14 protein-coding genes are annotated in these 17288 nt (G+C 71.0%); 11 read left to right on the top strand and 3 right to left on the bottom strand.

Going from position 1 to position 17288, the window contains the following annotated elements; translation table 11 throughout:
* Positions 1-137: 137 nt before the first annotated feature.
* Both ACWCYY_RS32485 and ACWCYY_RS32480 read left to right on the top strand, forming a co-directional pair.
* A complete protein-coding gene (locus ACWCYY_RS32485) occupies positions 138-1496 on the top strand; it encodes an aspartate aminotransferase family protein (RefSeq protein WP_345285585.1) in 1359 nt (452 codons plus the stop codon).
* A gap of 64 nt (positions 1497-1560) precedes the next feature.
* Positions 1561-2712 carry a polyamine ABC transporter substrate-binding protein gene (locus ACWCYY_RS32480; protein ID WP_345285587.1) on the top strand — a complete coding sequence of 384 codons (1152 nt, stop codon included), beginning with the start codon at positions 1561-1563 and terminating at the stop codon, positions 2710-2712.
* A 165-nt stretch (positions 2713-2877) separates the two neighbouring features.
* Here ACWCYY_RS32480 and ACWCYY_RS32475 read toward each other — a convergent pair whose 3' ends face one another.
* The gene (locus ACWCYY_RS32475) at positions 2878-4533 is read right to left on the bottom strand and encodes a PucR family transcriptional regulator (RefSeq protein ID WP_345285589.1); all 1656 of its coding nucleotides are present in this window, start codon (positions 4531-4533) and stop codon (positions 2878-2880) included.
* A 324-nt stretch (positions 4534-4857) separates the two neighbouring features.
* On the opposite strand from ACWCYY_RS32475, the gene ACWCYY_RS32470 reads away from it, so the two are divergent.
* The 9 genes from ACWCYY_RS32470 to ACWCYY_RS32430 all read left to right on the top strand — a co-directional run bounded on the left by ACWCYY_RS32470 (position 4858) and on the right by ACWCYY_RS32430 (position 15203).
* Positions 4858-6372: a gamma-aminobutyraldehyde dehydrogenase gene (locus ACWCYY_RS32470; protein ID WP_449798065.1), complete on the top strand. Its 1515-nt coding sequence runs from the start codon at positions 4858-4860 to the stop codon at positions 6370-6372.
* A gap of 42 nt (positions 6373-6414) precedes the next feature.
* Positions 6415-7665: a polyamine ABC transporter substrate-binding protein gene (locus tag ACWCYY_RS32465; RefSeq protein ID WP_345285593.1), complete on the top strand. Its 1251-nt coding sequence runs from the start codon at positions 6415-6417 to the stop codon at positions 7663-7665.
* A 44-nt stretch (positions 7666-7709) separates the two neighbouring features.
* On the top strand, positions 7710-8855 hold the full coding sequence (locus ACWCYY_RS32460; RefSeq protein ID WP_449798064.1) for an ABC transporter ATP-binding protein: 1146 nt from the start codon (positions 7710-7712) through the stop codon (positions 8853-8855).
* Positions 8852-9775 (top strand): ABC transporter permease, encoded by a 924-nt coding sequence (locus ACWCYY_RS32455; protein WP_345285597.1) that lies wholly within the window; start codon positions 8852-8854, stop codon positions 9773-9775. The genes ACWCYY_RS32460 and ACWCYY_RS32455 overlap by 4 nt, the downstream gene beginning before the upstream one ends.
* The gene (locus ACWCYY_RS32450) at positions 9775-10578 is read left to right on the top strand and encodes an ABC transporter permease (protein ID WP_345285599.1); all 804 of its coding nucleotides are present in this window, start codon (positions 9775-9777) and stop codon (positions 10576-10578) included. Before ACWCYY_RS32455 ends, ACWCYY_RS32450 begins: the two co-directional genes overlap by 1 nt.
* 69 nt (positions 10579-10647) lie before the next feature.
* Positions 10648-12042: an NAD(P)/FAD-dependent oxidoreductase gene (locus ACWCYY_RS32445; RefSeq protein ID WP_345285600.1), complete on the top strand. Its 1395-nt coding sequence runs from the start codon at positions 10648-10650 to the stop codon at positions 12040-12042.
* A 127-nt stretch (positions 12043-12169) separates the two neighbouring features.
* Positions 12170-12937 (top strand): CDP-alcohol phosphatidyltransferase family protein, encoded by a 768-nt coding sequence (locus ACWCYY_RS32440; RefSeq protein ID WP_345285602.1) that lies wholly within the window; start codon positions 12170-12172, stop codon positions 12935-12937.
* Between the two features lie 184 nt (positions 12938-13121).
* Complete coding sequence (locus tag ACWCYY_RS32435; protein ID WP_345285604.1) at positions 13122-13568, top strand: hypothetical protein; 447 nt, start codon at positions 13122-13124, stop codon at positions 13566-13568.
* A 102-nt stretch (positions 13569-13670) separates the two neighbouring features.
* Positions 13671-15203: a CoA-acylating methylmalonate-semialdehyde dehydrogenase gene (locus ACWCYY_RS32430; RefSeq protein WP_345285606.1), complete on the top strand. Its 1533-nt coding sequence runs from the start codon at positions 13671-13673 to the stop codon at positions 15201-15203.
* Between the two features lie 83 nt (positions 15204-15286).
* On the opposite strand, the gene ACWCYY_RS32425 is transcribed toward ACWCYY_RS32430, so the two are convergent.
* Entirely contained in the window at positions 15287-15931 is a 645-nt protein-coding gene (locus tag ACWCYY_RS32425) for a TetR/AcrR family transcriptional regulator (protein WP_449798063.1), read from the bottom strand.
* A gap of 121 nt (positions 15932-16052) precedes the next feature.
* Entirely contained in the window at positions 16053-16778 is a 726-nt protein-coding gene (locus tag ACWCYY_RS32420; RefSeq protein WP_449798062.1) for a DUF4166 domain-containing protein, read from the bottom strand.
* Between the last annotated feature and the right edge of the window lie 510 nt (positions 16779-17288).

Below are 17288 nucleotides of genomic sequence, written 5' to 3'. Positions count from 1 at the left end.
TGAGCGTCCTGAGGTACTGAGGGGCGCGGGGCCACTGGCTCCGCGCCCCTCGTGTTTGTCAGGGTGTCGGGCGACGCGGCGTCCGCCTGACAGGATGCAACTGCACGTCAGGCCCGGGGTTCCCTAGGCTTACCGGCATGAGCATCCCCACTGCTGATCCGGCTGCCGGGCAGGCCGTCAAGGCCGCCGACCGCGCGCACGTCTTCCACTCGTGGTCCGCCCAGGCCCTGATCGACCCCCTCGCGGTGGCCGGTGCCGAAGGCTCGTACTTCTGGGACTACGAGGGCAACCGCTACCTCGACTTCTCCTCCCAGCTGGTGAACACCAACATCGGTCACCAGCACCCCAAGGTGGTCGCCGCGATCCAGCAGAAGGCCGCCCAGCTCTGCACCATCGCCCCCGGCTTCGCCGAGGAGTCCCGCTCGGAGGCGGCCCGCCTCATCGCCGAGCGCACCCCGGGCGACCTGGACAAGATCTTCTTCACCAACGGCGGCGCCGAGGCCAACGAGAACGCCATCCGGATGGCCCGGCTGCACACCGGCCGCCACAAGGTGCTGGCCACCTACCGCTCGTACCACGGCGCCACCGCCAACGCGATCACGCTGACCGGCGACCCCCGTCGCTGGGCCAACGAGACCGGCGTCTCCGGCATCGTGCACTTCTGGGGCCCGTACGCCTACCGCTCCAACTTCCACGCCGAGAACGAGGCCCAGGAGTGCGAGCGCGCGCTCGCCCACCTCGAGCAGACCATCGCCTTCGAGGGCCCCGGCACCGTCGCCGCGATCATCCTGGAGACGGTGGTCGGCACCGCGGGCATCCTGATCCCGCCGGCCGGCTACCTGGCGGGCGTCCGGGAGATCTGCGACCGCTACGGCATCGTCTTCATCCTCGACGAGGTGATGGCCGGCTTCGGCCGCACCGGCGCGTGGTTCGCCGCCGACCACTGGAACGTCACCCCGGACCTGCTGACCTTCGCCAAGGGCGTCAACTCCGGCTACCTGCCGCTCGGCGGCGTGGCCATCTCGGCCGAGATCGCGGCCACCTTCGCCGAGCGGGTCTTCCCCGGCGGCCTCACCTACTCCGGCCACCCGCTGGCCTGCGCCTCCGCCGTCGCGACCATCACCACGATGGCCGAGGAGGGCATCGTGGAGCACGCCAAGCACATCGGCGAGACGGTGATCGGCCCCGGCCTGCGCGAGCTGGCGGAGCGTCACCCCTCGATCGGCGAGGTCCGCGGCCTGGGCGTGTTCTGGGCGCTGGACCTGGTGAAGGACCGTCAGACCCGCGAGCCGCTGGTGCCGTACAACGCGGCCGGCCCCGCGAACGCCCCGATGGCCGAGCTGGCCGCCGCCTGCAAGAAGCGCGGCCTGTGGCCGTTCGTGAACATGAACCGCTTCCACGTGGTGCCGCCGTGCAACGTGAGCGAGGAGGAGGCCAAGACCGGCCTCGCCATCCTGGACGAGGTGCTCAACCTCACCGACGCGCACACCGTCTGACGTACCGTTCGGCACGGCCCCGGGCTACCGGCCCGGGGCCGCCCCTTTGCTCGGAGACCCGCTGATGACCTTCACCCGCCGCGCCCTGCTGGGGACCGCCGGCCTGCTGAGCCTCTCCGCCTGCGGCATCCCCGCCGCGTACGTCCCGGAGGAGCGCCGCGCGGGGCCGGACAAGTCGGAGCAGGACAAGTCGCTCCAGTTCTCCAACTGGACGCAGTACATCGACACCGACGACAAGGGCGGGCGCCCGACCCTGGACGCCTTCGCCAAGGACGCCGGGATCGAGGTCAGCTACACCGAGGACATCAACGACAACGACGAGTTCTTCGGCAAGATCAGCCCGGTGCTGGCCCAGGGCGGGGACCCGGGCCGCGACCTGATGGTGGTCAGCGACTGGATGGCCGGGCGGTACGTCTCGCTGGGCTGGGTCCAGCAGTACGAGGCAGCCAACCTGCCCAACGTCACCAAGCACCTCGACCCGCAGCTGGCCTCCCCGGCCTGGGACCCGGGGCGCCGGCACAGCGTGCCGTGGCAGTCCGGCATCACCGGGATCGCCTACAACCGCAAGGCGCTGGGGCGGGAGCTGAAGTCGACGGCGGACCTGTGGGCCCCCGACCTGAAGGGCCGGGTCACGCTGTTCGCCGGGATGGACGAGGCGATCGGCATGCTGATGCTGGCCCAGGGCGCGGACATCGCGAAGTTCACGGCGGACGACGCGCACAAGGCGATGGCGCTGGTCCAGAAGATGGTGGACACCAAGCACGTCCGGCGGTTCACCGGCAACGACTACACCAGCGACCTGGCGTCGGGTGCGGCGGTCGCCTGCCAGGCGTACTCCGGCGACGCGATCCAGCTGAAGGCGGAGAACCCGGACATCGAGTTCGTCGTGCCGGAGGAGGGCGGCGAGCTGTGGGCCGAGAGCCTGCTGGTGCCGAACCGGGCCGCCCACAAGACCAACGCCGAGCTGCTGATCGACTACTACTACCAGCCCGAGGTGGCGGCGGAGCTGGCGGCGGCGGTGCAGTACATCTGCCCGGTGCCGGCCGCGCGGGAGGTCCTGGCGAAGAGCGAGGACCCGGAGGTGGCGGCGCTCGCGGAGGAGCCGTTGATGTTCCCGACGGACGAGATGCGGGCGCGGCTGCGCACGATGCGGGACGTCACCGCCGACGAGCGGCCCGACTTCCACAAGATCTGGGGCAACGTCGCGGGGGTCTGAGCTTCGCCCGGCAGGGCAGCGACCCCAGGGGCGCGAGGAACTGCGCGCGGGGGCACGGCAGCACGTGCAACTGGCTGACGTGCCCCGATCTCACGCTGGTCCGCCTTCCGGACTCGCGCAGTTCCTCGCGCCCCTGAGGTCGCTGCCCTTCCGGGCGGCGCGCCGCTACCTTCGGACGGCGTCGAGGGCGAGCAGGGCGACGTGCAGGGAGAGGCAGGACTCCACCTGGTCGAGGTCGACGGCGAGGATGCGTTCGACCTTGTGGAGGCGGTCGTAGAAGGACGGCCGGGAGAGGTGGGCGGCGTCGGCGGCGGCGGACTTGTTGCGGCCCTGCTCCAGGTAGATCCGCAGCAGCTGGACCAGCTGCCCGCCGTGCTCGGCGTCGTACGCGAGCAGGGGCCCGAGCTCCCGCTCGACGTACGTCTGCAGCCGGGCGTCGTCGCGGAGCAGGTGGAGCAGGCCGCGCAGTCGCACGTCCGGCAGCCGGTAGTAGGAGGCGGCCCGTCCGCCGGGGGCGTCGTGCAGGGCGGCGTCCGCGACCTGGGTGGCTTCGAGCAGGGTGCGCCGCGCGTCCCGGACCGACCCGACCGAGGAGCCGACCGCGATCACGGGCTCGGGGACGGGTGACGCGGCGTCACGAGCGCCCTCGGCGACGAGCTTGCGCAGCGCCGCCGCGAAGGACTCCAGTGCCGTGTGCTCGTCCTGCCCGGAGCCGAGGGCGATCAGCAGCCCGACGCCCTCGTCGTCCAGCGCGCCGACCAGCGCCGAGAGCCGGCTGCTCCGCACCGCCGTGGCGGCGAGTTCGGTGAAGTCGCGCAGCCGGGCCTGGGCCTCCAGGGCCGCGGGGATCGGCCCGCGCCGCTGCCGCAGGACCACGCCGACCAGCCGCCGCCCGTCCAGCGGGACGCCCAGGGCGGCGGCCCGCAGGGCGACCTCACTGACCGTCAGGGCGTGGGTGAGGATGCCGGAGAGCAGGGTGCGGTGGGTCTGCCGTTCCAGCGACTCGCGGTCGCGGACCACCAGCCGGTTCAGGGCCAGGGTGGCGGCGCCGCGCTCCAGCAGCATGGCGTGCGGGTGGGGGGTGTCGGCGGGCAGCGGGCCGGGGTCGGCGACCAGGACGAGGCGGCCCCAGTCCTGGCCGCGGGCGCCGACGGTGGTGACCAGCCAGCCGCTGCGCGGGTCGTGGCCGGTGCGGCCGGTGGGGTGGACGCCGCGGGAGCGGCGCTCCCAGCCCTCCAGCAGTTCGCTCTCCGGGCGGCCGGCGGTGTCGTGGGCCAGCACCTGGTGGGCGAGGTTCTCCAGCACGACGGGCGCGCCGGCCATCCGGGCGACCTGGCGGACCACCTCGCCGGGTTCGGCGCCTTCGGTGGCGAGCTCGTTGAAGACCTGGTGGACGGCCTCGGAGGTGCGCAGCTGTTCCAGCTGGGCGTTGACGACGAGGGCGTGCACGGCCTCGGTGACGGCGACGAAGCGCAGTTCGCGGCGGAGCGCGATGAGGGGGAGGCCGCGCTGCTCGGCGGCGTGCACCAGGGCGCGGGGGAGGGTGTCGAAGTAGCGGCGGCCGAACTCGACGACCAGGCCGGCGGCGCCGATCTCGGTGAGCTCGCGGACGTAGCGGGCCAGGCCGTCGCGGTCCTCGGGCAGGGCGATGCCGGTGGTGAGGACGAGTTCGCCGCCCTGGAGCATGCCGGCCACGTCGGGGAGCTCGCTGACGTGCACCCAGCGGACGGGGCGTTCCAGGTGTTCGGCTCCGGCCACGACCTGGGGCAGGCCGCGCCGCATCACGTCGAGGTCGAGCACGCGGGCGACGGTGGGGAGCACGGCGGCACCTTCCGGTGGGGGCGTCAGGGTGTCAGGTGAATCATGCATCGGCCGGACGACCTGTCGCCTTTCCACCCTGTAAGGCCTCTGCGGCGGAGGCTGTCGGAGTGAGGCTTGTCACCCTTCCGGGTGAGGAGGCAAGGTCAGCGGGTCGGCAGCACCGACCCTCTCCCCGGGTCGTGGCATGAATGCGGTGTTGCCCCCGGATTCCGTCGCGTAACCAGAACGCAACGGCGGATTCCCTTGTAGGGGCAACGGGCGGGTGTCAGGATCGCCGGACCCCGCTGATCCCTGGCCGACTCACCGGGTACCTGGAGGACAACGATGGATCTGACCGACTTCGGCGCGGGTGCGCAGTACATCGCCGGACGGCTCACCGAGGGCACCGGCAGCGAACCCTTCCAGGTCGTCAACCCGGCCACCGGGAAGACCGTACAGACCGTCACCCTGGCCTCGACCGGGGACGTGGACACCGCCGTCGCCGCCGCGAAGGCCGCGCTCCCGGAGTGGTCGGCCGCCACCCCCGGCGCCCGGTCCGAGGCGCTGCTGAAGCTGGCCGCGGTGCTGGCGGAGCACGCCGAGGACTTCGCCCGGGTGGAGACCTCGCAGACCGGCAAGCCGATCAAGCTCTCCACCGAGTTCGACGTGCCCGGCACTGTCGACAACACCTCCTTCTTCGCCGGCGCGGCCCGCAACCTGGAGGGCAAGGCGGCCGGCGAGTACTCCGGCGACCACACCTCCTACGTGCGCCGCGAGGCGATCGGCGTGGTCGGCTCCATCTCGCCGTGGAACTACCCGCTGCAGATGGCCGCGTGGAAGGTCCTGCCGGCCATCGCGGCGGGCAACACCATCGTGCTCAAGCCGGCCGAGCTGACCCCGCTGACCTCGCTGATGTTCGCCCGGGCCTGCACCGAGGCGGGCATCCCGGACGGCGTGGTCAACGTGGTCACCGGCGCCGGCCGCACCGCGGGCGAGCACCTGGTCTCGCACCCGGACGTCGCGATGGTCTCCTTCACCGGCTCCACCCCGGTCGGCAAGCGGGTGGCCGAGCTGGCCGTCGCGGGCGTCAAGCGCACCCACCTGGAGCTCGGCGGCAAGGCCCCGTTCGTGGTCTTCGACGACGCCGACCTGGACGCCGCCGTGCACGGCGCGGTGGCCGCCTCGCTGATCAACTCCGGCCAGGACTGCACCGCCGCCACCCGCGCCTACGTGCAGCGCCCGCTGTACGACGCCTTCGTCGCCGGGGTGGCCGAGCTGTACGGGCAGGTCCGGATCGGCGACCCGCTGAACCCGGCCACCGACCTCGGCCCGCTGGTCTCGTACGCGCACCGCGACCGGGTGGCCGGCTTCGTCGAGCGCGCCCGCTCGTACGCCACCGTGGTCACCGGCGGCCCGGCCCGGGTGCTCGGCCACGACGGCACCGACCTGAGTGTCGGCGCCTACTTCCTGCCGACCCTGATCACCGGCGCCCCGCAGGACAGCGAGGTGGTGCAGGGCGAGATCTTCGGCCCGGTCCTGGTGGTGCTCCCGTTCGACTCCGACGAGGAGGGCCTGCGGCTGGCCAACGACACCCCGTACGGCCTGGCCGCCTCCGCCTGGACCACCAACGTCCACCGCTCGCTGCGGGCCACCCGGGAGATCAAGGCCGGGTGCGTCTGGGTCAACGACCACATCCCGATCATCAGCGAGATGCCGCACGGCGGCTACAAGGCCTCCGGCTACGGCAAGGACATGTCCCAGTACTCGCTGGACGAGTACACGCAGGTCAAGCACGTCATGTTCGACACCACCGCGGTCGCCAGGAAGGACTGGCACCGCACGGTCTTCGGAGACAGATAATCCCCGTCTGCTCCGCCTCTTCCCCCGGAGGGTGTCCCCAGCATGGAGTTCAACGAGATCACCGACGGCCTGTCCGAGCCGGTCCGCAGGGCCTGGGAACGGAGCCTCCTGGGCGGCCGGGCGGCGCTGACGCGCCGTCGGCTGCTGCAGGCCACCGCCCTGCTGGCCGGGGCGGGCGGCCTGACGGCCTGCGGGATACCCCCGGCGAAGACCGGCTCCGCCGAGGGGAAGGAGTCCGCAGCCCCGGACGCCTCGGACACCGACAAGGTGCTGAACTTCTCCAACTGGCCGCTCTACGTCGACGTCGACCCCAACGACGAGGCGAAGCGGCCGACCCTGGACGCCTTCACCGCCGCCACCGGCGTCAAGGTGAAGTACACCGAGGACGTCAACGACAACGTCGAGTTCTTCGGCAAGGTCAAGCCGCAGCTGGCGGCGGGTCAGGACACCGGCCGGGACCTGGTGGTGCTCACCGACTGGATGGCCGGCCGACTGATCCGGCTCGGCTGGGCGCAGAAGCTCAACCCGGCCAACCTGACCAACGCGCTGACCAACCTGGAGGCCCGCTTCCGCGCCCCCGACTGGGACCCGGGCCGCCAGTACACCTACCCCTGGACCAGCATCCAGACGGTGATCGCCTACAACAAGAAGGCGACCAAGGGGAAGGAGGTCACCTCCGTCGCCCAGCTGCTGGACGACCCCGAGCTCAAGGGCCGGGTGACCTTCCTGTCGGAGATGCGCGACACCATCGGGATGGTGCTGCTCTCGCTCGGCAAGAGCCCGGAGAAGTTCACCGCGGACGACTTCGACGCCGCCGTGGCCCGGGTCCAGAAGGCCGTGGACTCCAAGCAGATCCGCAAGTTCACCGGCAACGACTACGGCCAGGAGCTCTCCTCCGGGGACATCGCGGCCTGCATCGCCTGGGGCGGCGACCTGATCCAGCTGAAGGCCGACAACCCCGACATCGAGTTCGTGATCCCGGCCGACGGCTACCTGGCCTCCACCGACAACCTGCTGGTCCCGGCCAGGGCCCAGCACAAGAAGAACGCCGAGCTGCTGATCAACTTCTACTATCAGCAGACCGTCGCGGCGCAGCTCACGGCGGGCATCAGCTACGTCTCCCCGGTCACCGGGGTGCAGGCCGAGCTCGCCAAGATCGCCCCCGAGGCGGCCGAGAACCCCCTGGTGATCCCGACCCCGGAGATGGCCGCGAAGGTGCACACCTTCCGCAGCCTGACCGAGGCCGAGGAGACCGCCTTCGAGGAGAAGTTCTCCAAGTTGATCGGCGCCTGACCCCACCCCACTCGGCCTTCTGAACACCCGACAGAGAGACCCCCATGACCAAGCAGCTGCGCGAGGCGGCGACGGCCGGCGGCGACGTACGCCTCACCGGCATCGGCAAGACCTACGGCGCCTTCACCGCCGTCCATCCGCTGGACCTGACTGTCCCGCAGGGCTCCTTCTTCGCCCTGCTCGGTGCCTCCGGCTGCGGCAAGACCACCACCCTGCGGATGATCGCGGGTCTGGAGGAGCCCACCAGCGGCACCGTGCTGATCGGGGGTCAGGACGTCACCGCGCTGCCCCCGTACAAGCGGCCGGTGAACACGGTCTTCCAGAGCTACGCGCTCTTCCCGCACCTGGACATCTTCGAGAACGTCGCCTTCGGCCTGCGCCGCCGCGGCAAGAAGGACGTCAAGAAGCAGGTCGAGGAGATGCTGGAGCTGGTCGAGCTCGGCCCGATGGCCCGGCGCAAGCCGCACCAGCTCTCCGGCGGCCAGCAGCAGCGCGTCGCGGTCGCCCGCGCGCTGATCAACCACCCTCAGGTGCTGCTGCTCGACGAGCCGCTCGGCGCCCTCGACCTCAAGCTGCGCCGCCAGATGCAGCTGGAGCTCAAGCGGATCCAGACCGAGGTCGGCATCACCTTCGTGCACGTCACCCACGACCAGGAGGAGGCCATGACCATGGCCGACACCATCGCGGTGATGAACGGCGGCCGGGTCGAGCAGCTCGGTGCCCCCGCCGACCTCTACGAGAACCCCGCCACCACCTTCGTGGCCAACTTCCTCGGGCAGTCCAACCTGATCCCCGCCCAGGTCAGCGGCCGCTCCGACGGCTCGGTGCTGCTGGACGCCGACGGCGCCCGGCTCGCGCTGCCCGAGGCCCGCTGCGCCACCGCGGCCGGCCGGGTCCACCTGGGCGTGCGGCCCGAGAAGATCACCATCGAAACGGCCGGCACCGAGGTCGCCGAGGGCCGCAACCGGCTCACCGGCACCGTGCTGGACTCCGCCTTCATCGGCGTCTCCACCCAGTACGTGGTGCGCACCGCCAGCGGCCAGGAGATCGCCGTCTTCGAGCAGAACATGGACCGCGACGTCCGGATCACCCCCGGTGCCGAGGTCGTCCTGCACTGGAACCCGGCGCACTCCTTCGGCCTCGACGCCGACCAGGCGATCGACGCGGGCACCGGGGAGGAGGCGGCGTGACCAGCACCACCGAGGCGGCACCGCCCCAGGTGATACCCCTTCAGGAGCGCCCCGCCAAGCGGAAGCTGACGGCCTACTGGCTGCTGCTGCCCGGCCTGGCCTGGCTGGTGGTCTTCTTCGTGGTGCCGATGGTCTACCAGGCCTCCACCTCGCTGCAGACCGGCTCGCTGGAGCAGGGCTTCAAGCTCACCTGGCACTTCTCCACCTACTGGGACGCGCTCAGCGAGTACAAGTGGCACTACCTGCGCTCGTTCGGCTACGCCGGGGTCGCCACCCTGCTCTGCCTGGCGATCGGCTACCCGCTGGCGTACACCATCGCCTTCAAGGCCTCCAAGCGCTGGCGCAACGTCATCCTGATCCTGGTGATCGCGCCGTTCTTCACCAGCTTCCTGATCCGCACCCTGGCCTGGAAGACCATCCTCTCGGACGGCGGCCCGGTGGTCTCGGTGCTCAACTCGCTGCACCTGCTGAGCATCACCGACGCCGTCGGGCTGACGACGGGGCAGCGCCTGCTGGCCACCCCGCTCGCGGTGATCTGCGGCCTGACGTACAACTTCCTGCCGTTCATGATCCTGCCGCTCTACACTTCGCTGGAGCGGATCGACCCCAGGCTGCACGAGGCGGCCGGCGACCTGTACGCCAAGCCGTTCACCACCTTCCGCAAGGTCACCTTCCCGATCTCGCTGCCGGGCGTGGTGGCGGGCACCATGCTCACCTTCATCCCCGCCTCCGGCGACTACATCAACGCCCAGCTGCTCGGCTCGCCGAGCGAGCAGATGATCGGCAACGCGATCCAGAAGCAGTTCCTGAACGTGCTGGACTACCCCACGGCCGCCGCGCTGAGCTTCATCCTGATGGCCCTGATCCTGGGTCTGGTGACGGTCTACATGCGCAAGGCCGGGACGGAGGAACTGGTCTGATGAACCGTCCCGTGAAGTGGCTGCGCCGCAACCTGGTCACCCTGGCCGGGCTCGCCGCCCTGGCCTACCTGATCCTGCCCAACCTGGTCGTGCTGGCCTTCTCGTTCAACAAGCCCGCGGGCAAGTTCAACTACGAGTGGAACCAGTTCTCCACCGACGCCTGGACCGACCCCTGCGGCGTGGCCGACATGTGCGGCTCGCTCTCGCTCTCGCTGCAGATCGCCGTGCTGGCCACCGTCGGCGCCACCGTGCTCGGCACCATGGTCGCGTTCGCGCTGGCCCGCTACCGCTTCCGCGGCAAGGGCACCGCGACCGGCCTGATCTTCCTGCCGATGGCCATGCCCGAGGTGGTCATGGCGGCCTCACTGGGCACCCTGTTCCTCAACATGCGGATCCCGTTCGGCTTCACCACGATCCTGATCGCGCACATCATGTTCTGCCTCAGCTTCGTGGTGACGGCGGTCAAGGCCCGCGTGATGAGCATGGACCCGCGCCTGGAGCAGGCCGCCCAGGACCTCTACGCCACCCCGTTCCAGACCTTCCTCAAGATCACCCTGCCGCTCGCCGCCCCCGGCATCGCGGCCGGCGCGCTGCTCAGCTTCGCGCTCTCCTTCGACGACTTCATCATCACCCAGTTCAACTCGGGACCGACCACGGTCACCTTCCCGATGTTCGTCTGGGGCGCCTCGCAGCGAGGCATCCCGGTGCAGGTCAACGTGATCGGCACCGCGATGTTCATCGCCGCCGTCGTCCTGACGGTGGCCGGCCAGTGGGTCGGCAACCGCAGGAAGGCGCGAGCCTGACACTCTGTACACACCCTGCTGTGTACGCTCTGAAATGCCGTCAATCCGCAGAAAGTAGCTGATAGGCAGATGGACTCTGCCCGTGCTCTCAGTGACGCCCGTCCCACCCCGTTCTGGCTCGAGGACCCGGGTCGGCCGGAGGCCCTCGCGGCCCTGGTCGGCGACACCCGGTGCGACCTGCTGGTCGTGGGCGGCGGCTACTCCGGCCTGTGGACCGCGCTGATCGCCAAGGAGCGGGACCCCTCGCTCGACGTGGTGCTGATCGAGGGTCACGAGATCGGCTGGGCGGCGTCCGGGCGCAACGGCGGGTTCTGCGCCGCCAGCCTCACCCACGGATTCGGCAACGGCCTCCAGCGCTGGCCCGGCGAACTGGCCGAGCTGGAGCGCCAGGGCATGGCCAACCTCCAGGCCATCGAGGACACCCTCAAGCGCTACTCCATCGACTGCGAGTGGGAGCGGACCGGCGAGATCGACATCGCCACCCAGCCGCACCAGCTCGCCGAACTGCGCGAGGTGGCCGAGGCGGTCGCCGAGTACGGCACCGACCTCACCTTCCTGGACGCCGACGCCCTGCGCGAGCAGGTCGACTCGCCCACCTTCCTGGGCGGCCTGTGGGACAAGGACGGCGTGGCCATGCTCCACCCGGCCAAGCTGGCCTGGGGCCTCAAGGACGCCTGCCTCTCCCAGGGCGTGCGGATCTTCGAGCGCACCAAGGGCCTCTCGCTCGCCGAGCACGGCAGCGGCATGGCCGTCCGCACCCCGTACGGGCGGGTCTTCGCGCGCAAGGTCGCGCTCGGCACCAACGTGTTCCCCTCGCTGGTCAAGCGGGTCCGCCCGTACATCGTCCCGGTGTACGACTACGCCCTGATGACCGAACCGCTCACCGACGAGCAGCTCGCCTCGATCGGCTGGACCGGCCGGCAGGGGCTCAGCGACAGCGCCAACAAGTTCCACTACTTCCGGCTCTCCGCGGACAACCGGATCCTGTGGGGCGGCTACGACACCATCTACCACTTCGGCAGCAAGGTGCAGTCGGAGCACGACCAGCGCCCGGAGACCTTCCGCACCCTGTCGCGGCAGTTTTTCCAGACCTTCCCCCAGCTGGACGGCATCCGCTTCACCCACGCCTGGGGCGGCGCGATCGACACCTGCACCCGCTTCTCGGCGTTCTTCGACACCGCCTACAAGGGCCGGGTCGCGTACGCCGCCGGGTTCACCGGCCTCGGCGTCGGCGCCACCCGCTACGGCGCCGAGGTGATGCTCGACCTGCTCGCGGGCGAGCTGACCGAGCGGACCTCGCTGGAGATGGTGCGCAGCAAGCCGCTGCCCTTCCCGCCCGAGCCGGTGCGCTGGGCCGGGATCGAGATCACCAAGTGGTCGCTGGACCGCTCCGACCGGCAGGGCGGACACCGCAACCTCTGGCTGCGCACGCTCGACAAGCTGGGCCTGGGCTTCGACAGCTGACGGTCCGTCCGCGCGTGCGGCGAGGGGCACTCCGCTTCGGCGGGGTGCCCCTCCGGCGTGCTGCGGGCCTGCTCTAGCCTGGCGCCGTCCCGCCCCTGGACGCTGCGTCCGTTCCGAAGGAGCCACCATGGCCCCCGCCCCCGCCCTGGCCGACCTGCGCGAGGTCTGCCAGCCCGCCGCCAAACTCGCCCTCCGCAACGGCGAGCACTGGGCCGGCCGGCTCTACATGCGCGGGATCTCCCTGCGCGTCACCCGCCAGCTGGTCCGCACCCGGGTCAGCCCCAACACCCTCACCTGGCTGATGGTGGTCTGCGGCGTCGGTGCCGGAGCCGCCCTGCTGATCCCCGGCCTGGCCGGCCCGCTGCTGGCCGCCGTGCTCTTCCAGGGCTTCCTGCTCTTCGACTGCGTGGACGGCGAAGTCGCCCGCTGGAAGCGCCAGTTCTCCACCGCCGGCGTCTACGTCGACCGGCTCGGCGCCTACCTGGCCGACGCCGCGCTGCTCGCCGGGGCCGGCTTCCGGGCCGGCCAGAACGACTTCGGGGCGTGGTCCACGATCGGCTTCGCCACCGCCCTGGGCGTGGTGCTGCTCAAGGCCTCCACCGACCTGGTGGACGTGGCCCGGGCCCGCAGCGGCCTCTCCGTCGCCGAGGACGCCGCCGCCCAGCCGCGCTCCCAGGGCGTCGCCACCCTGCGACGGCTCGCCTCCGCCTTCAAGCTGCACCGGCTCACCAACGGCATCGAGGCCTCGCTGCTGCTGCTCGCCGCCGCCGTGGCCGACACGGTGACCGGCGACCTCACCCCCACGCGGGCGGCGGTCGCGCTGCTCGCCGCCGTCACCTGGGTGATGGTGCCCGCCCACCTCGCCTCGATCCTGGCCTCCTCCCGGCTGCGCTGACCGTCCGTCCCCTCGCGCCGGCCCCCTCGCGCCGGCCCTTCGCGCCGTCCCCTCCGAGGTGGCTCTCCGGGGTCGGCTCCTGTGGGTCGGCTCTTGTGGGTCGGCGAGGGGGAGGCGTGTAAGACCCGGCGCTCGCGCCCCTCTCTCACTCCTGACGGATGTCCGGAGCACCGAGGAGCGCACGATGGAGACCACCCCGCTGGACTGGCTGGTGTCGGCTGCCGACGACCCGGCGGCCTGCCGGGCGGAGTGGGAACGCGGCGGCCGCGGCGTCATGCCGCTGCCCGCCGGCCGAGTCTGGGACGTCCTGCTGGTCCCCGGCCCGCTCGGCCGGGCGGCCCACCGGATGCTCGCCGAGGTGGGCGGCCCGGCCTTCGCCGAGTTCGGCGACGCCCGGGTCGGCTTCCTGGTGCCCGTCGGCACCGCCGCCCGGTGGGTCGGCACGAGCGTCCGGGCCGCCGGCTACGGCACCCGGGTCGCCCTGCCGCACCCGGCGGGCGGCGGCAGCGGGCTCCGCTGGCTGACCCCGCCGGACGGCTCCGGCCGGCTGACCGACCCGGTGCTGCTGGAGCTGGCGCTGCACGAGGCCGCCGCACTGACGCGTCAGCCCCGCGTGCATGACGACCTGTAAGGCTGAATCTCCATTCCCCGTCAGCCTGTTCGTTGAGACGGGCCCGATCGGTCAGCAGACTGGAGGACGAGCGCGGTAGCCCCGTGATCGGACTTCGGAGGCATGAGGACCTTGAGCAAGCACATCATTCACTGGATCGACGGCGCTCCCGTCGCCACCGCCGGCTCCGCCCCTCGGCGCGGCGACATCTTCGACCCGGCCACCGGCCTGGTCACCGGCCAGGTCGACTTCGCCGGGATCGAGGAGGTGGACCAGGCCGTCGCGGCGGCCGCCTCCGCCTTCGACGAGTGGCGCCACGCCTCGATCGCCAAGCGCACCCAGGTGCTGTTCGCGTTCCGCGAGCTGTTCAACGCCCGCAAGGACGAGCTCGCGTCGATCATCGTGGCCGAGCACGGCAAGGTGCACTCCGACGCGCTCGGCGAGCTGGCCCGCGGCCAGGAGGTCGTCGAGTACGCCTGTGGCATCCCGCAGCTCGTCAAGGGCGGCTTCACCGAGCAGGCCTCCACCGGCATCGACGTCTACTCGATCCGCCAGGCGCTCGGCCCGGTCGCCATCATCTCCCCGTTCAACTTCCCGGCCATGGTGCCGATGTGGTTCTTCCCGATCGCCATCGCGGCCGGCAACACCGTCATCCTCAAGCCCTCCGAGAAGGACCCGTCCGCGGCCAACTTCATCGCCCAGATGTGGAAGGAGGCCGGTCTCCCCGACGGCGTCTTCAACGTCGTGCACGGTGACAAGGTGGCCGTCGACCGCCTGCTGGAGCACCCGGACGTCAAGGCCGTCAGCTTCGTCGGCTCCACCCCGATCGCCCGCTACGTCTACGAGACCGGCACCCGCTACGGCAAGCGCGTCCAGGCCCTCGGCGGCGCCAAGAACCACATGCTGGTCCTCCCCGACGCCGACCTCGACCTGAGCGCCGACGCCGCCATCAACGCCGGCTTCGGCGCGGCCGGCGAGCGCTGCATGGCCGTCTCGGTCCTGGTCGCGGTCGACCCGATCGGCGACGAGCTGGTCGAGAAGATCAAGCAGCGGATGGCCACCCTCAAGGTCGGCCCGGGCTGCAACGGCGACAGCGAGATGGGCCCGCTGGTCACCGGCCAGCACCGCGACAAGGTCACCTCCTACGTCGAGTCCGGCCTCGCCGACGGCGCCGAGCTCGCCGTGGACGGCCGCAAGCACGCGATCTCCGAGACGGACACCGCCGGTACCCCCACGGCCGACGGCTTCTGGCTCGGCCCCACCCTGTTCGACCACGTCAAGCCCGGCATGTCCGTCTACAACGACGAGATCTTCGGCCCGGTGCTCTCGGTGGTCCGGGTCTCCTCCTACGAGGAGGGCCTGGCGCTCATCAACAGCAACCCGTACGGCAACGGCACCGCCATCTTCACCAACGACGGTGGCGCCGCCCGACGCTTCCAGCACGAGGTCGAGGTCGGCATGGTCGGCATCAACGTGCCGATCCCGGTCCCGGTCGCCTACTACTCCTTCGGCGGCTGGAAGGCCTCGCTCTTCGGCGACACCCACGCCTACGGCCCGGACGGCGTCCAGTTCTTCACCCGCGGCAAGGCCGTCACCTCGCGCTGGCTGGACCCCTCGCACGGCGGCATCAACCTGGGCTTCCCCACCAACTCCTGACCGGAGTGCGGTGACCAGGTGACACGACGGCGGCCCGCCCCCACAGTGGGGGCGGGCCGCCGTCGTGTCACCTGCTGCCGGCCTCAGCCCTCGCGACCCGTCCGGGCGGAGCTGCGCCGAAGCGTGGCCTTGAACGCGCGCGCGGCCACCGGCCCGAGCCCGTCCACCACCTCCACCAGCGCGCCCATCCGGTCCAGCGCGTCGAAGGCGGCCGACGCCCCGTCAGGATCCACCCCCTCGTACAGCTCCAGACCGACGAAGGAGGCGGAGACGGCCTTGGCCAGCCCCGGTACGTCGAGGACCTCCACCAGCGGGTGGCCCAGGAAGATCCGCGTCAGCACCCGCTCGACCTCCGCACTCCACAGCCCGAGCGCCTCCGCCGAAGCGGTCGCCAGCGCCGGGTAGGCGGCGGCCCCCGCGAGGAAGTGCCCAAGCAGTGCCACGTTCCCCCGGTCCCGCTCCTCCTCGTGCAGCTCCCGGCCGAGCCGGAGGAGCTCGCGCAGCGAGCCGGCCTGCTCGAGCCGCGGCCGGTAGCGCTCGAGCCGCAGACCGGTCTCACGGAGCGCGGCGGCGGCGAGCAGTCCCTCGACCGTCTTGAAGTGGTAGAAGACCAGCGCCTGGTTGGCCCCCGCCTCGGTGGCGATGCTTCGCGCCGAGACGCCCGCGATCCCGTGCCGCCTGATCGCGGAGACGGCCGCTTCCATCAGTCGCTCACGCGTGTCGCTCATGCCGAGCAGCGTAGTGGGAGCCGCCCCGGGCGGCCCGAGGCCCGTTCAGGCGCGCTGACTAGCATCGCTTTCCCCGCTCTCCCCGCGGTCCTTGCTCCTCCCCGTGCCCGTTCCCGTGCCCTCAACTCCGCCACTGCTCCCGTACCGGCCGCACGTACGTCGGCACCCCCGCGCGGTCCGCGACGTCCACGTACTCGGTGGTGAACGACCCCTGGTACCCCATCACCGCACCGACCACCGGATTGGTCACCCTCACCTCGATCCGGAACCGCTCCGCCTCCTCGTCGAACCACTCGTGCACCCGGGCCCGCCCCGTCAGCACCCCCGGGCACCGCGGCGAGCCCGGCAGCGCCGACACCCGTTGGTCGCCCGAGGTGATCACCAACCCGCCGGCCGGAGTCACCTGCAACTCCAGGTCGACCGCCAGGTGCTGGTGCGTCCCCAGGTAGTCGATGACCGTGTTCGGCCGCTCGGAGGCGATCATCGTCGCGTCGAACCGGCGGGGACGGGTGAACTGGAAGGTCCGGACGAAGGTGACCGTCTCCCGGCCGTACCCGTCCCGGTACGCGTAGTTCGCGATGGTGAAGGCGACGTCGCGCCCGCTCTCCGGAAAGAGGATGTTGCAGCCGCTCCCCAGTCGGAGGGCCTGCTTCACCAGGCGGGACCCGTGCCACACCCGGTCCATCCGGCCGGTGCCGATGCAGGCGATCCCGTCCCGACTGGAGAACCCGAAGCGACGCTGGAGTTCGGGGTGCAGCCGGTCGAAGTCCGAGCCGAGGGCGCTCCGGAATATCGACGCGCGGGCGGTGGAGGCGGTCGCGGTGGGGGCGGTGGCGATCTGAGGCACGGGTACTCCTGGGCAGGCCGGCGGTTGCGGTTTGAGCGATCGCTCAAGGCGGTGGCGCCATGGTGGCAGAGCTTGAGCGATCGCTCAAGAGGGTGTCGAACAGGGCTCTTGGAGGATGTTTGCCTTCGGATGGCAACGAAGGTAGTGTTCTCTAGTCGCTCGGCAGGGAGCACCGGACACGCGTTCTGTGTGGACGGTCCCGGGGCGGCCAATCCTTGGAACACCACTTCTGCTCGGAACCGGTCTGTGCTTTTTGCGGGCCGGGTCTATTTGTCGTGTGCGTTTATATGGATTGCGGCTGGATTCGCTTTTCGGAGCGGGAATCGGCTAGAGTTTGAAACGTCGGACAGGCCGTCAGGTCGCAGAAGACGGAAGCGAGTCGGACGAAAGCGTCTGATAAGCTTGAAACACGAAAGAACGAAGCGCCCGGAGGGCCCGCTGGAAGGCGGACCGAAGGAAGCCACCGTTCCTTGAGAACTCAACAGCGTGCCAAAAGTCAACGCCAGATAT

The sequence above is a fragment of the Kitasatospora sp. NPDC001664 genome (genome assembly GCF_053596675.1).
The sequence above is the reverse complement of the archived record's forward strand: the minus strand, read 5'-3'. Positions and strand labels throughout refer to the sequence as shown.

What these genes read in the sequence shown, in the direction of transcription:
- ACWCYY_RS32485 (WP_345285585.1), top strand. Translation starts at nt 138, where the DNA reads ATGAGCATCCCCACTGCTGATCCGGCTGCCGGGCAGGCCGTCAAGGCC.
- ACWCYY_RS32480 (WP_345285587.1), top strand. Translation starts at nt 1,561, where the DNA reads ATGACCTTCACCCGCCGCGCCCTGCTGGGGACCGCCGGCCTGCTGAGC.
- ACWCYY_RS32470 (WP_449798065.1), top strand. Translation starts at nt 4,858, where the DNA reads ATGGATCTGACCGACTTCGGCGCGGGTGCGCAGTACATCGCCGGACGG.
- ACWCYY_RS32465 (WP_345285593.1), top strand. Translation starts at nt 6,415, where the DNA reads ATGGAGTTCAACGAGATCACCGACGGCCTGTCCGAGCCGGTCCGCAGG.
- ACWCYY_RS32460 (WP_449798064.1), top strand. Translation starts at nt 7,710, where the DNA reads ATGACCAAGCAGCTGCGCGAGGCGGCGACGGCCGGCGGCGACGTACGC.
- ACWCYY_RS32450 (WP_345285599.1), top strand. Translation starts at nt 9,775, where the DNA reads ATGAACCGTCCCGTGAAGTGGCTGCGCCGCAACCTGGTCACCCTGGCC.
- ACWCYY_RS32445 (WP_345285600.1), top strand. Translation starts at nt 10,648, where the DNA reads ATGGACTCTGCCCGTGCTCTCAGTGACGCCCGTCCCACCCCGTTCTGG.
- ACWCYY_RS32440 (WP_345285602.1), top strand. Translation starts at nt 12,170, where the DNA reads ATGGCCCCCGCCCCCGCCCTGGCCGACCTGCGCGAGGTCTGCCAGCCC.
- ACWCYY_RS32435 (WP_345285604.1), top strand. Translation starts at nt 13,122, where the DNA reads ATGGAGACCACCCCGCTGGACTGGCTGGTGTCGGCTGCCGACGACCCG.
- ACWCYY_RS32430 (WP_345285606.1), top strand. Translation starts at nt 13,671, where the DNA reads ATGAGGACCTTGAGCAAGCACATCATTCACTGGATCGACGGCGCTCCC.
- ACWCYY_RS32425 (WP_449798063.1), bottom strand. Translation starts at nt 15,931, where the DNA reads ATGAGCGACACGCGTGAGCGACTGATGGAAGCGGCCGTCTCCGCGATC.